Source organism: Amycolatopsis circi, from assembly GCF_003385235.1.
Classification (GTDB): Bacteria; Actinomycetota; Actinomycetes; order Mycobacteriales; family Pseudonocardiaceae; genus Amycolatopsis; species Amycolatopsis circi.
This window is the reverse complement of record NZ_PQIA01000014.1, coordinates 111,884-130,042: the sequence shown is the minus strand read 5'-3', so window position 1 is coordinate 130,042 and position 18,159 is coordinate 111,884. Positions and strand designations below refer to the sequence as shown.

The following is an 18,159-nucleotide window of genomic DNA, read 5'->3' as shown; positions in this document are numbered from 1 at the left end:
CTCTCTCATCGCTCTCACAGGGAACCCGGAGTAGACCGGGTGCCGCCGGAGGGAGGAGCGGTGATCGATGGAGCGCGCGAACGGGCACTGGGCCGAGCGGATCGGCGTGGTCGCGCTGGTCGCGGTCCTGCTGGGCGGGGCCGTTTACGGATGGGCCGAGCTGCGCGCGCTGCTGTCCGGGGTCACGACGTCCACCGCTCTCGACGGGCAGGCCCGGCCGGGCGGGGACACGAACATCCTCGTCATGGGTCTCGATTCGCGGCTCGACGAGCGGGGCGAACCGCTGCCCGCCGAGCTGTACGAGCAGCTGCACGCGGGAGACCAGCACGTCGGCGGCTACCACACCGACGTACTGATGCTGCTGCACGTCCCGGCCGACGGGGGACATCCGACGGTCATCTCCATTCCGCGCGACGACTACACCGATCTCGCCGGCTGTCCGGACGGGGTGTGCAAGGGCAAGATCAAGGAGGCTTACGGGTACGCGTTCGCCGCGGAGTCCCAACGCCTTGCCGCGCAAGGCGTCACCGGGAAGGCGGCTCGCGAACAGAGGTCCCGGGACGCCGGCCGCGCGGCAGAAGTCGCGACGGTGCGCCAGTTCCTCGGAGGGGTCGCGGTGGACCATTTCGTCGAGGTCACCCTCGTCGCGTTCTTCCAGCTCGCCCAGGTCGTGCAGCCGATCACGGTCTGTTTGACCGGGAACACGCACGACAGCTACTCGGGAGCGGATTTCCCGGGCGGGCAGCAGCAGATTTCCGCGGAGCAGGCGCTGGCGTTCGTGCGGCAGCGGCGCGATCCGCGGCACGAGTTCACCGACCTGGACCGGGAACGGCGCCAGCAAGCGTTTCTCGTTTCGCTGGCGCATCAGCTGAAAGAAGGCCGGGTGTTCGGCGACCCGGTGAAGCTCGGCAGGCTGGTTTCGGTCGCGAAGCAGAACGTCGCGATCGATTCCGGGCTCGATCTCAATGCCCTCGCGCGGCAGGCGGAAACATTCGCCGGCGGGGATCTGACGTTGGCGTCGCTTCCGGTCGAAAAGTTCGAAAGAGACGCACGGGGCGAAGACGTCAACATTGTCGATCCGGTGAAAATCCGCGCCGCCGCGGCCCGGTTGCTTGGCCGGACGGTCCCGCCGCCGCCCACCGCGACGGCCGGGCCCGCAGTCGACGTGGTGAACGCGAGCGGCCGCGAGGGCGCGGCCGCTCGGGTGCTGAAGACGCTCCCGTCGCGGGGATACCGCGCCGGGCGCACGTCCAACGCACGGCACACGCATCGAACTGTAGTCCGCTATGGGCGCGGGGATTCCGCGTCCGCGGCGAAGCTCGTCGCCTCGCTCGGCGGCGGGTACGGCGTGGGCTACGACGGCGCGCTGGCCGCGGGGGAGCTGAAACTGGTGCTCGGCACTGATTTCCGGGAAAAGGCCGACCAGGTGGACCCGGTCCCGGTCGCCCCGGTTTCGCCCGCCGACGAATTGTCCGGAGGCGGGGTGCCCTGCGTGCGGTGAACGGGAGAAGCGCAACGATCCTGTGAACCCGTTGAGAACTAATTCCGAAATTAACTCTCCCGAGTGACATCGGCGGTGATGTGCCCGCTAATGTCCGGGATCGGGTGACGAGCCGCACAGCCGCGGCTGGGGGATTGCCCGAAATCTGATCTTGTTCCGATTCCAGTGTCCGATAACGGCGCTGGTGCTTCAACCCGGTCTCACGCCGCCCATTGTTGAGTGGCGAACGGCCGGTTTCGTGAGTCCTGTTCTTCTGGAAAGAGGTTTTCCTGTGACGCTGGACGCGGATCGGGCGCGCACAGTCGCGCCCGAGAGGCTCGCCGAAGAGGCGACGGCGGTTTACCGGGCGGGTCCGACACCTGCCGCGCGCACGCTTTACGACGTTTTCGCCGAAACGGTGCGCCGGCATCCGGACGCGCTCGCGCTGGACGACGGCACCACGCGGGCGACATACCGCGATTTCGCCGCGCAGGTCGAAGAACTCGCCGGACGCCTTCGCGCGGCTGGGGTCGTGCCGGGCGACCGGGTCGGCATCCGGATGACTTCCGGCACAGCGGCGCTGTACCGCAGCATTCTCGCCGTTCTTTCCACTGGCGCGGCCTACGTTCCGGTCGACGCCGACGATCCGGCCGACCGCGCCGAAACGGTGTGGGCCGAGGCGCAAGTGAGCCTGGTCCTGAGCGACGCGGGCTTGCCGCCCTCGCGCGGACCGCAGTGGCCGCGAGTCCGTCCGCAGCCGCAGGATGACGCCTGGATCATCTTCACTTCTGGCTCCACTGGCAAGCCGAAGGGCGTCGCGGTCACGCATCGCGCCGCCGCGGCCTTTGTGGACGCTGAGGCCCGGTTGTTCTGCCGGGCACGGCCGCTTGGTCCGGGCGACCGCGTGCTGGCCGGGCTGAGTGTCGCGTTTGACGCGTCGTGCGAGGAAATGTGGCTGGCCTGGCGGCACGGCGCGTGCCTCGTCCCGGCTCCGCGCTCGCTCGTCCGCGCGGGTGCCGACCTCGGGCCGTGGCTGGTCGAACGCGGCGTCACGGTCGTGTCGACGGTGCCGACGCTCGCCGCACTGTGGCCAGTGGACACTCTGGCCGGCGTCCGGCTGCTCATCCTCGGTGGCGAAGCGTGCCCGCCGGAAGTCGTGACGCGCTTCGACGACGGCAAAAGGGAAATCTGGAACACTTACGGCCCAACGGAAACCACGGTCGTCGCGTGCGCGCAACGGCTGCGCGCTGGCGAACCGGTGCGGATCGGGCTGCCGCTCGACGGCTGGGAACTCGCGGTCGTCGACCCGGAGGACCCGGCGGGCATCCCGGTGCCGTGGGGCCGCAGCGGCGAGCTGGTGATCGGCGGCGTCGGGCTCGCCCGGTACCTGGACGCGGCGAAGGACGCGCAGAAGTTCGTGCCGCTGCCGGGCCTCGGGTGGAGCCGCGCTTATCGCAGTGGCGACCTGGTGCGCGCGGTGCCGGAGGGGCTGGAGTTCGTCGGCCGCGCGGACGGCCAGGTCAAGATCGGCGGACGGCGCGTCGAACTGGGCGAGATCGACGCCGCGCTGCGTGCGCTGCCGGGTGTCGCCGCAGCCGCGACGGTGGTGCGTCGCACGGACAGCGGTGCGCAGGTGCTGGTCGGTTACGTGGTGCCGGAAGGCGAGAGCCTCGATCGCACGGCCGCGCGCAGTCTTCTGCGAGACCGGCTCCCGGCGGCTTTGGTGCCACGACTGGCGTTGGTGCCGGATCTGCCGGTGCGCGCGTCGGGCAAGCTCGACCGTGACGCGTTGCCGTGGCCGCTGGAGGAACCGACCGCCGCGCCGGTGGTGCCGTCCGATCCGAAGCTGGCGTGGCTGTTGCAGGTGTGGAGCGAACACCTCGGCACCGCCGCTGGGCCGGACGACGACTTCTTCGACCTCGGCGGGTCGAGCGTGACCGCCGCGCGGCTGGTTTCCGTGCTGCGCGAGCGGTATCCGACCGCGGCAGTGTCCGATGTGTACTCCTGCCCGACGCCGCGCGAGCTGTACGAACGCGTCGCCGGAGCGCAGGTCGAAACTGTTGCCGTGGAGGAGCCGCAGGTTCCCGCGGCCCGGGGCAGCGGATGGTGGCAGGCCGGGGTGCAGCTGGTTTTGCTGGCTCTGTCCGGAATGCGGTGGCTGCTGTCGGTGTCGCTGCTCGGCTCGCTCGTTGCTCTGGTGCTGCCGTTGCAGTGGTTGCCGCGGATGTCGTGGTGGGTCCTCGTGCCCGCGTGGCTGGTCCTGCTGAGCCCGCCGGGACGGATGCTGCTCGCCGCGGGCGGCGTGCGATTGCTGCGCGGAAAGCTCGCGCCAGGGGAGTACCGGCGCGGCGGCATCGTCCACATGCGACTGTGGACCGCCGAACGGTTCGCTGGCGTGGTCGGTCCGCCGGGAGTCGCCGGAACGCCGCTTGCCGCGCCTTATGCCCGGCTGCTCGGCAATCGGGTCGGCCGGGGAGTGGATCTGCACTCGCCGCCGCCGGTGGGCGGTCTGGCGGACTTCGGCGACGGATGCGCGATCGAGCCCGAGGCCGACCTGGCCGGGTGGTGGCTGGACGGTGCGGTGCTGCGGATCGGCCGCGTCCGGGTCGGCGCCGGCGCCCGGGTCGGCGGTCGCAGCACGCTGCTGCCGGGCACGGATCTCGGCACTGGATCGGTGCTCCTGCCGGGTTCGACACTCGACACTCGCGTGCCGGACGGCGCGGTCTGGGGCGGTTCTCCGGCCGGACCTTCGGGTGAGCGCCCGCCGCGGCCGACCGTGGCGGCACCGCGGGCGAAGCGGTACTCGCTGGCCTTCGCACTCGGTGGCACGCTGCGGTCGCTGTTCATGTTCGTGTCCGCGATTCCGCTGATCGTGGTCGCGCTGCTGCGGGTCCCGGCGGCGGACGACCCGCGCACCGCCGCGCTGGCGATCCTGCCGTGGACGCCGTTGCTCGTCTTCGCCGGAATCGTGTTGTACGCCTTGACGATCGTCCTGCTCGTGCGGCTGGCCAGCCTGGCCGTGCGGTCGGGTACCTATCCGGTGCTCAGCCGTGCGGGCTGGGCGGCCTGGTTCGTGCACGAACTGCTGGAAATCGCGCGGCGGCAGTTGTTCCCGCTCTATGCCGCGCTGGCGACTCCAGTCTGGATGCGACTGCTGGGCGCGCGGATCGGTCGCGGCGTCGAACTGTCCACTGTGCTCAGTCTGCCGTCGCTGCTTCGGGTGCGGGACGGCGCTTTCCTTGCCGACGACGTCCTCGCTGCACCGTACGAACTCGACCGCGGCTGGGTCCGGCTGGGCGTTTCGGAGGTCGGGGAACGCGCGTTCGTCGGCAACTCCGCAGTCGTCGGCCCGGACCGGACGCTCGGCTCAGGCGCGCTCGTCGGCGTCCTGTCCGATACCCCGGCGGACGTCCCCGATGGCACGTCCTGGCTCGGCCGGCCCGCGCTGGAGCTGCGGCGGACGGCCGACACCGTCGACCCCGCCCGCACTTTCGCGCCTCCGCGCCGATTGATGCTGGCGCGCGCGTTGGTCGAGTCCTGCCGGATCGCGCCGCTGCTGATCGCGGGCCTTCTCGGACTCGCCGTGTCCACAGTGCTGGCCGGAGTGGACATCGCGGACGGTTTCTGGGTCGCCGCCGCCATCGCGCCCGCGGTGTTCGTCTCGGCCGGTCTCTTCGCCGCGCTGCTGACGACGCTGATGAAATGGACGCTGGTCGGCCGATTCCGCCCGGGCCGGCATCCATTGTGGAGCGCGTTCGTGTGGCGGAACGAGCTGTACGACACGTTCGTCGAGACGCTTGCGGTGCCGTGGTTCGCCGGGTCGTTCCTCGGCACGCCGGTGCTGAACTGGTGGCTGCGGACCCTCGGCGCCCGCATCGGCCGCGGGGTCTGGTGCGAGAGCTACTGGCTTCCGGAAACGGACCTCATCCAGCTCGGCGACGGCGCCGTGGTGAACCGCGGCTGCGTGCTGCAGACGCACCTGTTCCACGACCGCGTCATGCGACTGGACCCGGTTCGCCTCGGCCCCGGCGCGACGCTCGGCCCGCGCGCGTTCCAGCTGCCGGGCAGCGGGGTTTCCGACGGCGCGACGGTGGGCTCGGGGTCGCTGGTGATGGCGGGGGAGACGGTTCCGCCGCGCACCCGCTGGCGCGGCACGCCGGTCCGTCCCTGGCGGTGAAGCCCGGTGGGCGGTTCTGCCGAGCAGAGCCGCCCACTAGCCTGGGTGCACTATGGACTACCGGAAACTGTTCGGCGACATCCGCCTGCGCCCGGGTCTCTACGGACTGGACGGCAGTTATCACGACTACTGCACGTTCCTCCACGGCGTCGACTTCGGCAACGACAGGCAGCTGCTCACCGGCTTCAGGGAGTCGCTCGTCGTGCGCGCCGGCGCCGGCGACAACCTCACCTGGGACTCGCTGGTGCTGCACCTCGCGTTCCCGGATCGCACCGAAGGCTGGCGCGACGAAGCCGCCGGGGCTGGTCGGCAGACCGTGAACGACCTGCTCTTCTCCCTGCTGGACGAATTCCTCGAGAAGCGGTCCGAGCGCGGCGGCACGGCGGCGATCTTCGACGAATACCTGACCTGGCTCAAAGCTCAGCCCTGGCATCATCGGTGAGCCCCCGCGACCCCGAACCGTCGTAACTCAGCCAGACCCCGGCGGCCGGACCTGGTTATGCCGGAGAAGTTGCGTACCCGCCGCCCCGCTGGCGAGCGCGTCCTCGACCTCCGCGGCGGTAAGCCCAGCCGCGGCAAGAACCTCCCGCGTATCTGCTCCCGGAGACCGAGGCGACTCAGCGGCACAACCAGGCGTACGGCCGAGCTTCACCGGCACCCCGACGCCGCGGTACCCGTCTCGCTCGACCACCATTTCCCGGTGCCGCACCTGCGGAGCGTTCATCGCCTCCGCGATGTCGTGCACCGGAGACGCCGGAACTCCCCTCGCCAGCAACAACTCGGCCAACGAATCCCGCTTATACTGTCCGATCAGGACACCAAGCTCGGCCCGCAACGCACCCACATTGCGGACCCGGTCCGCATTCGAAGCAAACCGCGGATCGGAAGCCAGTCCAGGTGCACCCAGCACCTCGACAAGCGCCGCGAACTGCCGGTCATTCCCCGCGCCGACAAAGAAGAGCCCGTCCGCCGTCGAAAAAGTCTCGTACGGCGCGATCGACGGATGCGCCGAACCAGTCCGCTGCGGCACCGCGCCGTCAGCGAGCCAGGCCGCGGAATGCGGATGCAGCAAGCTGATCACGGTGTCCAGCAACGAACAATCGACCAGCTGCCCGAGCCCGGACCGCTCCCGTTCGTGCAAGGCCAGCAGAATCCCGGAAAACCCGAGCACTCCGGTCACCACGTCGACGACCGGCACTCCGATCCGCAACGGCGGCCCGTCGGCCTCGCCGTTCACGCTCATCAACCCGCCGTATGCCTGCAGCACCGCGTCATACCCCGGCAGCCCGCCGAGCGGTCCGTCGGTACCGAAACCCGTGATGCGGCAATGGATCAACGCCGGATACTCCGCCCGGATCGTCTCGTCCGGCCAGCCCCAGCGCGCGAGCGTGCCCGCTTTGAAGTTCTCCACCACGACGTCCGCGCCAGCGAGCAGCGTTCCGAGCAGGGAACGACCGTCCGAACCGGACAGATCCAGCACGATGTTCTTCTTGCCCCGGTTGAGATTCGCGTAGTAGGCACTGGTGCCTTCCGAAAGGAACGGCGGCCCCCAGCCCCGGGTCTCGTCCCCGGCGGGCGATTCGACCTTGATCACCTCGGCGCCGTGGTCGGCCAGCATCTGCGTGCAGTACGGCCCGGCCAGCACCCGCGACAGGTCCAGCACCCGCAGCCCGTCGAGCGCGCCCATCAGTACGACCTCGGCAGCCCGAGCACGTGCTGGGACACGTAGTTCAGCACCATTTCCTGGCTGATCGGCGCGAGCCGCAGCAGCCGCGCCTCCCGGAAGTAGCGCTCCACGTGGTACTCCCGCGCGTAGCCCATTCCGCCGTGCGTTTGGATCGCCTGGTCGGCGGCCTGGAACCCGGCGTCCGCGCACAGCCATTTCGCCATGTTCGCCTCCTTGCCGCAGGACAGGCCGTTGTCGTAGCGCCAGGCGGCGTTGCGCGCCATCAGTTCCGCCGCGTCGAGCCGGGTCGCGGCCTCGGCCAGCGGGAACGCCAGTCCCTGATTCTGCCCGATCGGACGGCCGAACACCTGCCGTTCCCCGGCATAGCGAACTGCCCGCCGCAGTGCCGCCCGCCCGATGCCGAGCGCCTCGTGCGCGAGCAGGATGCGTTCCGGGTTGAGCCCGTCGAGCAGGTACCGGAAGCCCTTGCCCTCCTCGCCGACGCGCGCCGATTCCGGCACCCGCAGGCCGTCGATCAGCACCTCGTAGGACGACACCGCGTTGCGGCCGAGCTTGGGGATCGCGCGCAATTGCACCGCGTCGGATTCGATGTCCACGACGAACAGGGACATGCCGTCGGTCGGCTTCTCCACCTCGTCGCGCGGCGTGGTGCGGGCGATCAGCACCATCTTCTGCGACTGGCCCGCCTTGGTGATCCAGACCTTCCGGCCGTTCACCACGTAGGAATCGCCGTCGCGGCGGGCGAAGGTGGAGATGCGGGTGGTGTCGGTGCCCGCGTCCGGTTCGGTCACGCCGAAGCAGACGTGCAGCGAACCGTCGACCGCGCCGGGCAGGATCTCCTGGCGCATTTCCTCGCTGCCGTGCTTGACGATCGTGTTGAGCCCGAAGATCGTCAGGTGCATCGTGCTGCACCCGTTCATCCCGGCCCCGGACGCGGCCACTTCTTCCAGCAGCAACGCGGCTTCGAGGATGCCGAGCCCGCCGCCGCCGTACTGCTCCGGGATCGCCATGCCGAGCCAGCCCGCCGAGGCGAACGCGTCGTAGAACTCGCGCGGGAACTCCGAACGTTCGTCTCGTTCGGCCCAGTACTCGTCGGGGAACCGGGCGGCCAGCTCGCGCACGGCGCGCCGGATGTCCTCCTGGTCTCGGGTCAGCTGGAAGTCCACAGTGCTGCTCTCCATCATGCGCATATAAGAACGCCGAGTTCGGATATACGTTCAACGTAAGGCGACGCTCGCCTCGGGTCAAGCGTCGTTCTGGGTGGATGTCGCGATAGGGTTCGTATCTACGAACGCAGGGGAGGCTGCCGTGACCGAGTCGACTGCCAAGGCGCACCGGACGGTCGGGCGCGTCACCAGCATCCTGGAGTGCGTCGCGCGGCAGCCCGGGATGCGGCTGCACGAGCTGTCGGTGGCCCTCGACGCGCCGAAATCCTCGGTGTTCGGCCTGGTCAAGGGGTTGGTGTCGACCGGCTACCTGATCGAGGCCGACGGCGCCTATCAGCTCGGTCCCGCGCTGGGGAACCTGCTCACCGGCGGCCTGCCCGGCATCGCGACCGCGGCCCGGCCCGCGCTGGAGGAACTGCGCCGCCGGTTCGGCGAGACGGTCATGCTCGGCGCCGCGGTCGGGGATTCGCTGATCTACGTGGACGCGGTCGAATCCGAGCAGCCCATCCGCTACTCCGCGCCGCTGCGCACCCGACGGCCGCTGTATCCGCCGAGCGCGGGCAAGATCTTCCTCGCGCACTGGCCGGCGCGCAGGCGCGAGGCGTACCTCAAGTCGGTGCTCCCCGATACCGATCGCGTGCAGGCCGCGCTGGAAGAACTCGACACCGTCCGCGCCAAGGGCGTCGCGCTCAACCGCGGCGAAACGCTGCCCGACGTGAGCGCGGCGGCGCGGCCGATCCTGGTCGACGGAGAGGTCGTCGCGGCGATCGCGGTCGCGGGTCCGACCACGCGGATTTCCGAACGACTGCCCGAGATCGGCGACGCGCTGGCCGACATCACGGCGGCAGTCGTGAAGCGCTGGGAAGCCTCGCGCCAAAGCTGACTGCTCGTGAGTGTTTATGCCGGTTCTAACCGGCATAAACACTCACGAGACCCGGCCCCGTCCCCCTTGACCGGTGTGTTCGCGGTCTCCTGACATCCGGATATACGCATCAAGCGTTCCCAAATACGCACGCAACGGCGCGCGCCGGCTGGCTTCCGCTCGCCCGTGCCCCAGTTCCGGAGAGCAGGACCATGCCCAGTGTTGTGGACGACAGCGTCGGAACGACCCGGAAAGCCCCGCGCGGAGTCGGGGTGGCGGTGGTCGTCGGCTCCGCGCTCGAGTGGTTCGACTTCTACCTCTACGCGTCGATGGCCGCGTTGGTGTTCGGCCACGTGTTCTTCCCGCCCGGCGACGACGCCGCCGCGACGATGGCCTCGGTCGCGACCTTCGCGGTCGGCTTCCTGGCCCGGCCGATCGGCGGCATCGTGTTCGGCGCGCTCGGCGACCGGATCGGCCGGAAGAAGGTGCTGTCGTGGACCTTCGTGCTGATGGGCGTTTCCTCGGCGGGGATTGGCTTGCTGCCCAGTTACGCGAGCGCCGGGCTTCTCGCGCCGGTACTGCTCGTGGTGCTGCGGCTGTTGCAAGGACTGGGTGCCGGGGCGGAATTCGGCGGCGCGATCGCGGTCGCCTACGAGCACGCTGACCCGCGCAAACGCGGTCGCCAAGGTTCGTGGCCCGCGCTGGGCGTGAACGTGGGGCTGCTCGTCTCCTCGCTCGCCGTCGCCGGACTGACCACTTTGGACAAAGAATTCCTGCACGGTTTCGGCTGGCGGATTCCGTTCCTGGCCAGCTTCCTGCTCGTCGGCGTCGGGCTGTGGGTGCGCCGCCGGGTGCCGGAGACGCCGGAGTTCGAGAACCTGGTGCGGAGCAAGAAAAACCGGCCGCGCGGCTGGGCGAACCGGCCGCTGGTGAAGCTGTTCCGCAGCGACTGGCGCGCGCTGGCGGTGGTCATGGTGATCACCATCGGCTACAACGGCGTCAGCTATGTGTTCAAGACCTTCTCGCTCGCCTACCTGACGAATTTCCGTGGCATACCGGCGAATATCGGTGCGCTGGGGATCAGCATCGCGAGCGCGACGGCGATCGTGACGGTGCCGATCGCCGGATGGATCAGCGACCGCGTCGGGGCGAAGAAGGTCGTGGTCGCCGGCGCGGTGGCGACGGGATTGCTGGCGTTCCCGTTCTTCTGGCTGCTCGACACCGGTACCAGCTGGTTCATCTGGCTCGGCCTCGTGCTGGCCACCGGCATCGTGGTTCCGGCGATGCTTTCGGCACAGGGCGCGTTCCTGGCCAAGCAATTCCCGGCAGAGGTCCGCTCGACCGGTCTCGGCACCGGGCGCGAGGTCGGGGGAGCGGTGTCCGGCGGGCTCGCGCCGCTGGCCGCGCTGGCGATCGTGGAAGCGTCCGCGACGCACGCGACCTGGGGAGTTTCCCTGCTGTTCGTCGCGGGTGCGTTGTGCATCGGGTTCGGGGCGCTGGCCGATCAGAGCCGCGGCGCACTCAACTGAGCCGCGGCCGCCGGGACCACAGAGCGGTGCACGACCGGGGTCGTGCACCGCTGACTGTGTCCAGGAGGCGATTTCGCGCGGATCGCCGAACTGCGCCGGTTCCGGGAAGGCACCAGGCGTCGGTGCAGGCCAGGCCGCAGCGCTCAGCTCGTCACCGAAGTCCGGTCCCGCAAGGCAATGCCCACCAGCGAGTTGCTACGCGACGCTGAGCTGCGTTTCCAACGCCTGGTCGCCCTGTGCGTTTTCGCTTCCGCTCGGCTCGCTTTGCACGCGGTCCTTGGCGACGCCGTCGCTCTCGAGCGCGGTCGAAATCGCCTGTGCGCGCTCCTCGGAAAGCTTCTTCGCCTTGTCCGCGTCCGGGTAGCCGGCGTGGGTCACGACCTTCAGCTTGACATCGTTGCCCTGCATGGCTTTCGCGACCGCGGCCAGGCCTTCCTTGGCCTTGCCGGTCAATTCCGCCTTCTCCGGCTCGAACTTGATCGGCGAGGCCTGCGAGGCCTGCTGGATCGCGGCGGTGACCGCCTGTGCGGCCGGCCCGTTCTGCCCGGCGGCCCCGTTCTGGCCAGGCGCCCCGTTCTCGCCGGACGCGGCGTTCTGCCCGGACGCGCCGTTCTGCCCGGACTGGGCGGCTCCGCTGGACTGGGCGCTGTTCTGCCCGGACGCTCCGGATCCGGACGAGTCGTTCGATCCGCCCGACCCGCACGCGCTGACCAGCGCGACGACGGCTGCGGCCCCGACGACCGCCTTGACGAGTGCCCTCTGCATGGGAATTGTGCTCCTTCGGCTGGGTTCGCCGGGATCTGAACACGGGGCCACAGCGGCGGCAACCGCGGCTCACCCGGACATCGCGCCGAGCGATCGCGCGGTTTCGCGCCGTCAGCAGGGCGAGGGCGGCGGCTCGCGGCCTCACCCGCCCGGGCTGACATCCACCCGGGTGAGGGACCCGGGAGGTCCACAAAGGACAGTAAGATCGGGGCGCGCCGGTCGCTGTATAACGTCCTATTCAGCTCGGATCGGGACATTTCGCCCGGCCGTGCCGACGGCGGACCGGAGGCGCGCGTCCCGTCCGATCCGGCACTGAGCGGCCCCGGACCGGCCGCGGATTCCAGGGGTGCATCTCAGGGTGTTCCCCGATGCCGGGCGGTCACAGCCGCCAGCATGCTGATCGATGTGACCCTCATAACGCGGAAGAGCAGCGCGACGGCGCCCGCGATCGCCGCCGCGGCCTTGGCTTTTTCGCTGGTGCCGATCCTCCTGCTGCACGTGGTGGCGGCGGGCACGATCGACCCGGTCCGCGACGTCATCAGCGACTACGTCTTCCCTCCCGGCGGGGCGGTGCTCCTGGCGGCGGCCTCGCTCGGGCTGGCCGGGGCGTCGCTGGCGGTCCGGCACGCGCTGCTCCGGCAGGGGCTGCCGAAACACGGCCCGGAGTCGGTGCTGATCGCGCTGTGGGTGGCGGGACTGGTCATCGCGACGTTCTTCCCGACTGATCCGACCGGCGTGGAAACGTCGTTTTCCGGTGCGGTGCACCGATATGCGGGCGCGGCGATGTTCGTGTGCCTGCCGCTGGCGGGCTGGTTGCTGGCGCGCCGGCGTCCGGAAGCGAAGGCGGTGCGCTGGCTTTCCTTGGCGTCCGGCGCCGCCTCGCTCGCCTTTCTGCTGGCGCACGTGCCCTTGCTGGAGCAGTCCGTGCCCGAGTTCCTGGGGTTGTTCGAACGTTTGCTGTACGCACTGCTCTACGCACAACTCTTCGCCGTCACCGCGATGGCGCGAGCCGAGGTGGCCTCATGACGATCATCGCCATCGCGCTTGCTGTGCTCGGCGCGGTTTTCTTTTCCACCGGCGCACTTCTGCAGCACGGGGTGGTCACCGGGCTGCCGGGCCGACCGCGGATCGGCGAGCTGATCCGGGCGCCGCGCTGGCTCGGCGGCCTGGCGCTGCTGGGGTCGGGGGCGGGCGTGCACGCGGTCGCGTTGGGGATGGCTCCGCTGACTGTCGTGCAGCCGGTCGGGGTGATTGCCGTTGCGATTACCGCGATTCTCGACCGGCGGCGGCGGGATCTGCCCGCGGTCGCGGTCACCATGCTCGGCGTCGGGACGTTCGTGACCGTCGCCGCGGGCAGCACCACGAGCACCGCGGTCGGTGCCGACGCGCAAACGCGGGCGGCGTTGCTGGTGCTGGGGGCCATGGCGCTGCTGACTTTGATCGGCGCGATTTCTTCTCGCCCGTCGGTCCGCGGGCTGTGTTTCGGCGCGGCCGGCGGCGCTGCGTACGGCTTCGTCTCGGTATTGATGCGAGCGGTTTCCCTTGAAATACAAGAGGGCACCGTCGACTTCAGCACCGCGGTGTCGGTCGCCGCCATGGTGACGGCGCTGCTGGCCGGCGGCTGGCTCGTGCAACTGTCCTACCGGTGCGGTCCGCCGCACCTCGCCGTCGCGTGCCTGACCGTCGTGGATCCGCTGGTAGCGGTGGGTCTCGGCGCCGGGGTGCTCGGCGAAGCCACCCACCTCGACGCCACGGCGACCGCGGTCGCGCTGACCGCGGCGGTCCTGGCGGTCGGCGGCGTCGCGGTGTTGAGCCGCAGCAGTTCTTCTCCTGTCCATTCCACCAGATCGGAGCACCCTGTGAACGACGACCGGGCTTTGCGCATCGTGGTCGCCGCCGAAACCTATCCGCCGGACGTCAACGGCGCGGCGCAGTTCGCGTACCGGCTGTCCAACGGCCTCGCCGGCCGCGGGCACGAGGTGCACGTGATCAGTGTCGCCCCGGACGGCCCGGCGCGCACCGAAAGAGCTGGCGACGTTGTGGTGCACCGGGTCCGGTCGCATCGCACCCCGTTCCACCGGACCTTCCGGATCGGCCTGCCATGGGAGGTGAGCAAGGACGTCGCTGCGCTGCTGGAGGAGTTGCAGCCGGATCTTGTGCACGTCCAGGCGCATTTCGTGGTCGGCCGGTACGTCCTGAAGCATGCCGCCGCGATGGGCATTCCGGGAGTGGCGACGAACCACTTCATGCCGGAGAACCTCTTCGGTCACGTGCGCGTGCCGACGTGGCTGCGCGGTGCGGCTTCGCGGTGGGCGTGGCGGGACTTGACGCGAGTGTTCTCGACGGCCCGCGTGGTCACCGCGCCGACGCCGCGTGCGGTGGAACTGTTGCACGACAACGGTTTCCCGGAGCGAGCCATTCCAGTGTCGTGCGGCATCGACATCGACCGCTACCGGTTGCGCAAGGTTTCGCGGACGTCCGACGATCCGACGGTGTTGTTCGTCGGGCGGCTTGACGAAGAGAAGCGCGTCGACGAGCTGTTGCGCGCGGTGGCGCTCGTGCCCGGGTTGCGCGCGGAGATCGTCGGCGACGGTTCGTGCCGGACGGGCTGGGAGAAGCTGGCCGACGAACTCGGGATCGCCGACCGGGTGCGATTCCGCGGGTTTGTGTCCGAAGAGGACTTGCTGGACGCCTACGCGGCCGCGGATCTCTTCTGCATGCCCGGCATCGCCGAACTGCAGAGCCTCGCGACGATGGAGGCGATGGCGGCCGGGAAGCCGGTGGTGGTCGCGGACGCGATGGCGTTGCCGCACCTGTGCCGTCCGGGCTACAACGGCTGGCTGTTCGAGCCGGGCAACGTGGGGCAACTGGCCGAGCGGCTGCACGCGGTCGTCGCCGACCCGGCGACGCTGGCGCGGATGGGGGCGGCGAGCGGCAAGATGATCGCCGGGCACGCGCTGGAGTCCAGTTTGGATTCTTTCGAAGCCTGCTACGCCGAGGCGATGGGCCGGGTCGCGGCGGTGCCCGCGGGTCAAGCCGCCTGAGACTTCTGGGGGAACTGGGGTGCTGGGGGGTGGCCGGGTTCGTCGGACGAAGGGGAGGGATCCGACGAACCCGGCCGGGTTTCAGGGGCTCAGCCGAGCGTGATCGCGTAGAGCTGGACGCGCGGGTCGTTCGGCAGGCTCACCGACTGGACGGTCTTGGCTCCGTCCACTGTGGAGGCAATGCCGAACAGCCGCACCGGCGGACCGTCGACCCCGCTGCCCGCCTTGATACGGTGCGCCATGTCGAGCACGACGGTAGTGCCGGACGGGGTCGAGCCAGCCCAGTCGCCGAAGGTCACCGGAAGGTCCGCGCTGGATCCGTCGCTGTAGTGCACGGTCAGCGAGGTGGACACCGGACCGTTGTGCGACGAGCCGATCAGCTGGACCGCCTGGTGCTTTCCGGCGGGCAGCAGCAGCGATTGCCCGCGTGCTTCCACGAAGTTCGCCGCAGTGCCGGTGGGGTCGGGAGCTGCGTACGTAACTCCATTGTGGACGAAGGTACCGGCTGACGGCATCAGGTCCGCGTCGTAACTCCAGCCGCTGCCGTCGAAGTTGCCTTCCGTGGACGCCGCGACGGTCGCAGTCCCGTCGTGATTGCGGTCGTGGCTGAGATGGACCGCGCACTGCGTTCCGGACGTCGTCGCGCACACCGTCGGTTGCCGGACCTCGATGTTCGCGGTGCGGGTGACGGTATTCGCTCCCGGCCCGGATGCCTTGAGCTGCACCGAATACGGGCCGACTGGCGTGTTCGCCGGAACGGTCACGGTGACCGGCGCGGTCTTCTGCGTCGGCAGCCGGAAGGACCACAACAACTGCAGCGGATCGGTCTGCACCCGCCAGCCGGACGGGGCTGACGCGGTCACGAAGACCGGCTGTGCTCCGGGGTTCTGGCCGAGCACGTCCAGGTTCAAGTGGACAGTCTGTGCCGAGGATTGCTGCGGCAGCACGACGGAACTCGGCCGCAGCGTCGCGTCCACATGTCGACGGAGGTCACCGGTCGCCTTGTTCACCGACGGCGGTTCCGTGCCCGGCTGCGTGCCCCAGTTCGACGGCGTCGCGCCGACTTGGTAGGCGAGCTTGCCGCCGTGCGCGACCGCGGACCAGTCGAGCCAGGTCTGCCGGACGTCCCGCCCGTTGAGCGAAACGGTTTGCACGTAACGGTTCGTGTCGCTCGCACCCGGCGCGGTGACAGTGAGCGTGCCGCCTTGCTTGCCCTCGTACTGTCCGATCCGGACAGTCGCCGATTCGAACTGCGGGCTGGACACGGCGAGGAAGTTCGCGCCGCTCATCGTCGGGTACAGGCCGAGCGAGGAGAAGACGTACCAGGCGGACATCGTGCCGAGGTCGTCGTTGCCGGTCATGCCGTCCGGGCCGGTGGTGAACAACGTCATCGCCGCGCGGACGACGGTCGCGGTCTTCGCCGGGGCACCGACCCAGTTGTACATGTATGGCGAAAGGAGATCGGGTTCGTTGTTGGGGTTGTAGGTGGCCTTGGCGTAGTAGTCGTACGGGCTGGCGATCCAGTCCTTGCGCGCGGTGCCCGCCGGGTCCTTGAGCAGGTTGTCGTAGGCGAAGAAGGAGTCGAGCCGCTTCTCGGTCGCCTGCTTGCCGCCCATCAGCGAGGTGAGCCCGGCCGGATCCTGCGGGACCAGCCACTGGTACTGGTAGGCGCCGCCCTCGTGGAACTGGTGGTCGGCGTCGACCGGGTTGTACGGCGTCAGCCAGGTGCCGTCCGTGGTGCGCGGACGGAACTGCTTGTCGGCGGCGTTCCAGACGTTGCGGTACCACTGGCCGCGATCGGCGAACATGCGCGCGTCGGCCTGGTGGCCCAAGCCCTTGGCCATCAACGCGAGCGCGGCGTCGGCGGCGGAGTACTCCATGGTCGCCGAGGTCGGATGCTCGCAGTCGTTGTCGCCGCCCTTGGCCGCGCAGTCCTTGCCGAGCGTGAGACCGCTCGGGATATAGCCGCGGTCGTTGTAGTAATTCACGCCGGAGCGGCCGTTGTACGGCGAATCAGCGGGCGGTGTGCTCGTGGCGTTCTTCTTGAGCAGCCCGTACGCCTCGTCCTCGTGCCCGGCCAGCAAGCCCTTCGACCAGGCCTCGACCAAGAACGGCGTTACTGGATCGCCGGTCATGATGTTGGTTTCGCTGCCCGCCAGCGCCCATCTCGGCAGCCAGCCGCCGTCGCGGCCGATCGCGACCACGGAGAGCGCGACATCCCGGGCTACCTGCGGTTCCAGCATTTCGAGCAGCTGGTTCTGCGGGCGATAGGTGTCCCAGAGGGAGAAGTTCTGATACGGCGTGTAGCCGTTGGCACGGTGGACCTTGCCGTCGAAACCGGCATAGTCGCCGCTGATGTCGCCAGCCAGGTTCGGATGCAGTTGCGCGTGATAGAGCGAGGTGTAGAACGCGGTCTGTCGTTCGGTGGTGCCGCCGCTGATGTTGATCGCGCCGAGCCGGTCCGCCCACTGCTTGCGCAATGCGGCGCGGGTGGCGTCGAAGTCGTAGCTGTCGCTGGTCTCCGCGGTGAGGTTTTCGCGCGCGCCAGCGAGACCGGTGTAGGAGAGCCCCACCTTGAGGACGACGTCGTGGTCAGCGGCAGCGTCGAAGCTGACCCACGCGCCGTTGCCGCCGGTGCCCGCGGCGTCGCGGCTGCCCGCGCTGCGGGTGTTGCCGCGCCAGGTGCCGTAGGAGGCGAACGGGCGGTCAAAGGTCGCGGTGAAGTAGACGGTGTGCTCGTCGTGTCCGGCGCAGAACCCGCCCGCGCGCACGCGACCCTCCAGGGTCCGGTCGCCGACGACGTGGATTTCGGAATCCTTCACGGACTGGTTCGCCTGGCCGGTGTTGAACAGCACGTTGGCCTGGCCGGTCGACGGGAAGGTGTAGCGCTGCCAGCCGGTGCGCGGAGTGGCGGTGAGTTCGGCGTTGACGCCGTACTTCTTCAACCCGACGCGGTAGTAGCCGGGCTCGGCCTTCTCGTCGTCGTGGCTGTACTCGGATTTGTAGGAGTTCTTGTCGACGGAGTCGACGGCCCCGGTGGTCGGCATGACCGGCAGCTCGCCCATGACGCCGCAGCCGACGCCGGAGAGGTGCGTCTGGCTGAAGCCGTAGATCGAATTCTGCTGGTAGTCGTAGCCGCCTTGGCCGCCGGTGTCCGGGCTGACCTGGACCATGCCGAAGGGCGCGCTGGCCCCGGGGAAGGTGTTGCCGAAGTTCTGCGTGCCGACGAACGGGTTGACCAGCGACACCGGATCCGCCGCGGCCGTGCTCGCGGTGGCGGCGCCGGTCGTGCCGGACACCAGCCCGGCCACCACGAGGCCCGCCGCAGCGATCGCGGCCACCCGTCTCTTCTGCGACCACATGGACGCGCTACCTCCAGGGCTGACAACGTTGTCATCGTGCGAGCCGGTGCGGAGGCGACCGGCTGGTGAGCAGCTTGTCATCCCGTC

11 protein-coding genes are annotated in these 18,159 nt (G+C 69.6%); 7 read left to right on the top strand and 4 right to left on the bottom strand.

Going from position 1 to position 18,159, the window contains the following annotated elements; genetic code table 11:
* The first annotated feature begins 67 nt into the window (after positions 1-67).
* The 3 genes from D0D37_RS08020 (at position 68) to D0D37_RS08010 (ending at position 6,099) form a co-directional block, all read left to right on the top strand.
* The gene (locus tag D0D37_RS08020; protein WP_116199890.1) at positions 68-1,501 is read left to right on the top strand and encodes an LCP family protein; all 1,434 of its coding nucleotides are present in this window, start codon (positions 68-70) and stop codon (positions 1,499-1,501) included.
* A 271-nt stretch (positions 1,502-1,772) separates the two neighbouring features.
* Complete coding sequence (locus tag D0D37_RS08015) at positions 1,773-5,657, top strand: Pls/PosA family non-ribosomal peptide synthetase (RefSeq protein WP_167493507.1); 3,885 nt, start codon at positions 1,773-1,775, stop codon at positions 5,655-5,657.
* Positions 5,658-5,709: 52 nt separating this feature from the next.
* Positions 5,710-6,099, top strand: coding sequence for a hypothetical protein (locus D0D37_RS08010; RefSeq protein WP_116199888.1), 390 nt, complete (start codon positions 5,710-5,712; stop codon positions 6,097-6,099).
* Positions 6,100-6,126: 27 nt separating this feature from the next.
* On the opposite strand, the gene D0D37_RS08005 is transcribed toward D0D37_RS08010, so the two are convergent.
* Positions 6,127-7,344 carry a CaiB/BaiF CoA transferase family protein gene (locus D0D37_RS08005; protein ID WP_116199887.1) on the bottom strand — a complete coding sequence of 406 codons (1,218 nt, stop codon included), beginning with the start codon at positions 7,342-7,344 and terminating at the stop codon, positions 6,127-6,129.
* Positions 7,344-8,528, bottom strand: a complete 1,185-nt coding sequence (locus D0D37_RS08000; protein WP_244223428.1) for an acyl-CoA dehydrogenase family protein — start codon at positions 8,526-8,528, stop codon at positions 7,344-7,346. Before D0D37_RS08000 ends, D0D37_RS08005 begins: the two co-directional genes overlap by 1 nt.
* A gap of 124 nt (positions 8,529-8,652) precedes the next feature.
* Here D0D37_RS08000 and D0D37_RS07995 point away from each other — a divergent pair, with 124 nt between their 5' ends.
* The gene (locus tag D0D37_RS07995) at positions 8,653-9,393 is read left to right on the top strand and encodes an IclR family transcriptional regulator (RefSeq protein WP_116199886.1); all 741 of its coding nucleotides are present in this window, start codon (positions 8,653-8,655) and stop codon (positions 9,391-9,393) included.
* A gap of 191 nt (positions 9,394-9,584) precedes the next feature.
* Positions 9,585-10,901, top strand: a complete 1,317-nt coding sequence (locus D0D37_RS07990) for an MFS transporter (RefSeq protein WP_116199885.1) — start codon at positions 9,585-9,587, stop codon at positions 10,899-10,901.
* A gap of 195 nt (positions 10,902-11,096) precedes the next feature.
* Here D0D37_RS07990 and D0D37_RS07985 read toward each other — a convergent pair whose 3' ends face one another.
* A complete protein-coding gene (locus tag D0D37_RS07985; protein ID WP_116199884.1) occupies positions 11,097-11,666 on the bottom strand; it encodes an OmpA family protein in 570 nt (189 codons plus the stop codon).
* Positions 11,667-12,059: 393 nt separating this feature from the next.
* Between D0D37_RS07985 and D0D37_RS07980 the strand changes: the two genes are divergently transcribed.
* Both D0D37_RS07980 and D0D37_RS07975 read left to right on the top strand, forming a co-directional pair.
* Entirely contained in the window at positions 12,060-12,692 is a 633-nt protein-coding gene (locus D0D37_RS07980) for a DUF998 domain-containing protein (RefSeq protein ID WP_116199883.1), read from the top strand.
* Positions 12,689-14,710, top strand: a complete 2,022-nt coding sequence (locus D0D37_RS07975; RefSeq protein WP_116199882.1) for a glycosyltransferase — start codon at positions 12,689-12,691, stop codon at positions 14,708-14,710. Before D0D37_RS07980 ends, D0D37_RS07975 begins: the two co-directional genes overlap by 4 nt.
* An 89-nt stretch (positions 14,711-14,799) precedes the next feature.
* On the opposite strand, the gene D0D37_RS07970 is transcribed toward D0D37_RS07975, so the two are convergent.
* On the bottom strand, positions 14,800-18,072 hold the full coding sequence (locus D0D37_RS07970; RefSeq protein WP_116199881.1) for a GH92 family glycosyl hydrolase: 3,273 nt from the start codon (positions 18,070-18,072) through the stop codon (positions 14,800-14,802).
* Positions 18,073-18,159: the final 87 nt, after the last annotated feature.

What these genes read in the sequence shown, in the direction of transcription:
- D0D37_RS07985 (WP_116199884.1), bottom strand. Translation starts at nt 11,666, where the DNA reads ATGCAGAGGGCACTCGTCAAGGCGGTCGTCGGGGCCGCAGCCGTCGTC.
- D0D37_RS08020 (WP_116199890.1), top strand. Translation starts at nt 68, where the DNA reads ATGGAGCGCGCGAACGGGCACTGGGCCGAGCGGATCGGCGTGGTCGCG.
- D0D37_RS07970 (WP_116199881.1), bottom strand. Translation starts at nt 18,072, where the DNA reads ATGTGGTCGCAGAAGAGACGGGTGGCCGCGATCGCTGCGGCGGGCCTC.
- D0D37_RS08000 (WP_244223428.1), bottom strand. Translation starts at nt 8,528, where the DNA reads ATGATGGAGAGCAGCACTGTGGACTTCCAGCTGACCCGAGACCAGGAG.
- D0D37_RS08010 (WP_116199888.1), top strand. Translation starts at nt 5,710, where the DNA reads ATGGACTACCGGAAACTGTTCGGCGACATCCGCCTGCGCCCGGGTCTC.
- D0D37_RS08005 (WP_116199887.1), bottom strand. Translation starts at nt 7,344, where the DNA reads ATGGGCGCGCTCGACGGGCTGCGGGTGCTGGACCTGTCGCGGGTGCTG.
- D0D37_RS07980 (WP_116199883.1), top strand. Translation starts at nt 12,060, where the DNA reads ATGCTGATCGATGTGACCCTCATAACGCGGAAGAGCAGCGCGACGGCG.
- D0D37_RS07990 (WP_116199885.1), top strand. Translation starts at nt 9,585, where the DNA reads ATGCCCAGTGTTGTGGACGACAGCGTCGGAACGACCCGGAAAGCCCCG.
- D0D37_RS07975 (WP_116199882.1), top strand. Translation starts at nt 12,689, where the DNA reads ATGACGATCATCGCCATCGCGCTTGCTGTGCTCGGCGCGGTTTTCTTT.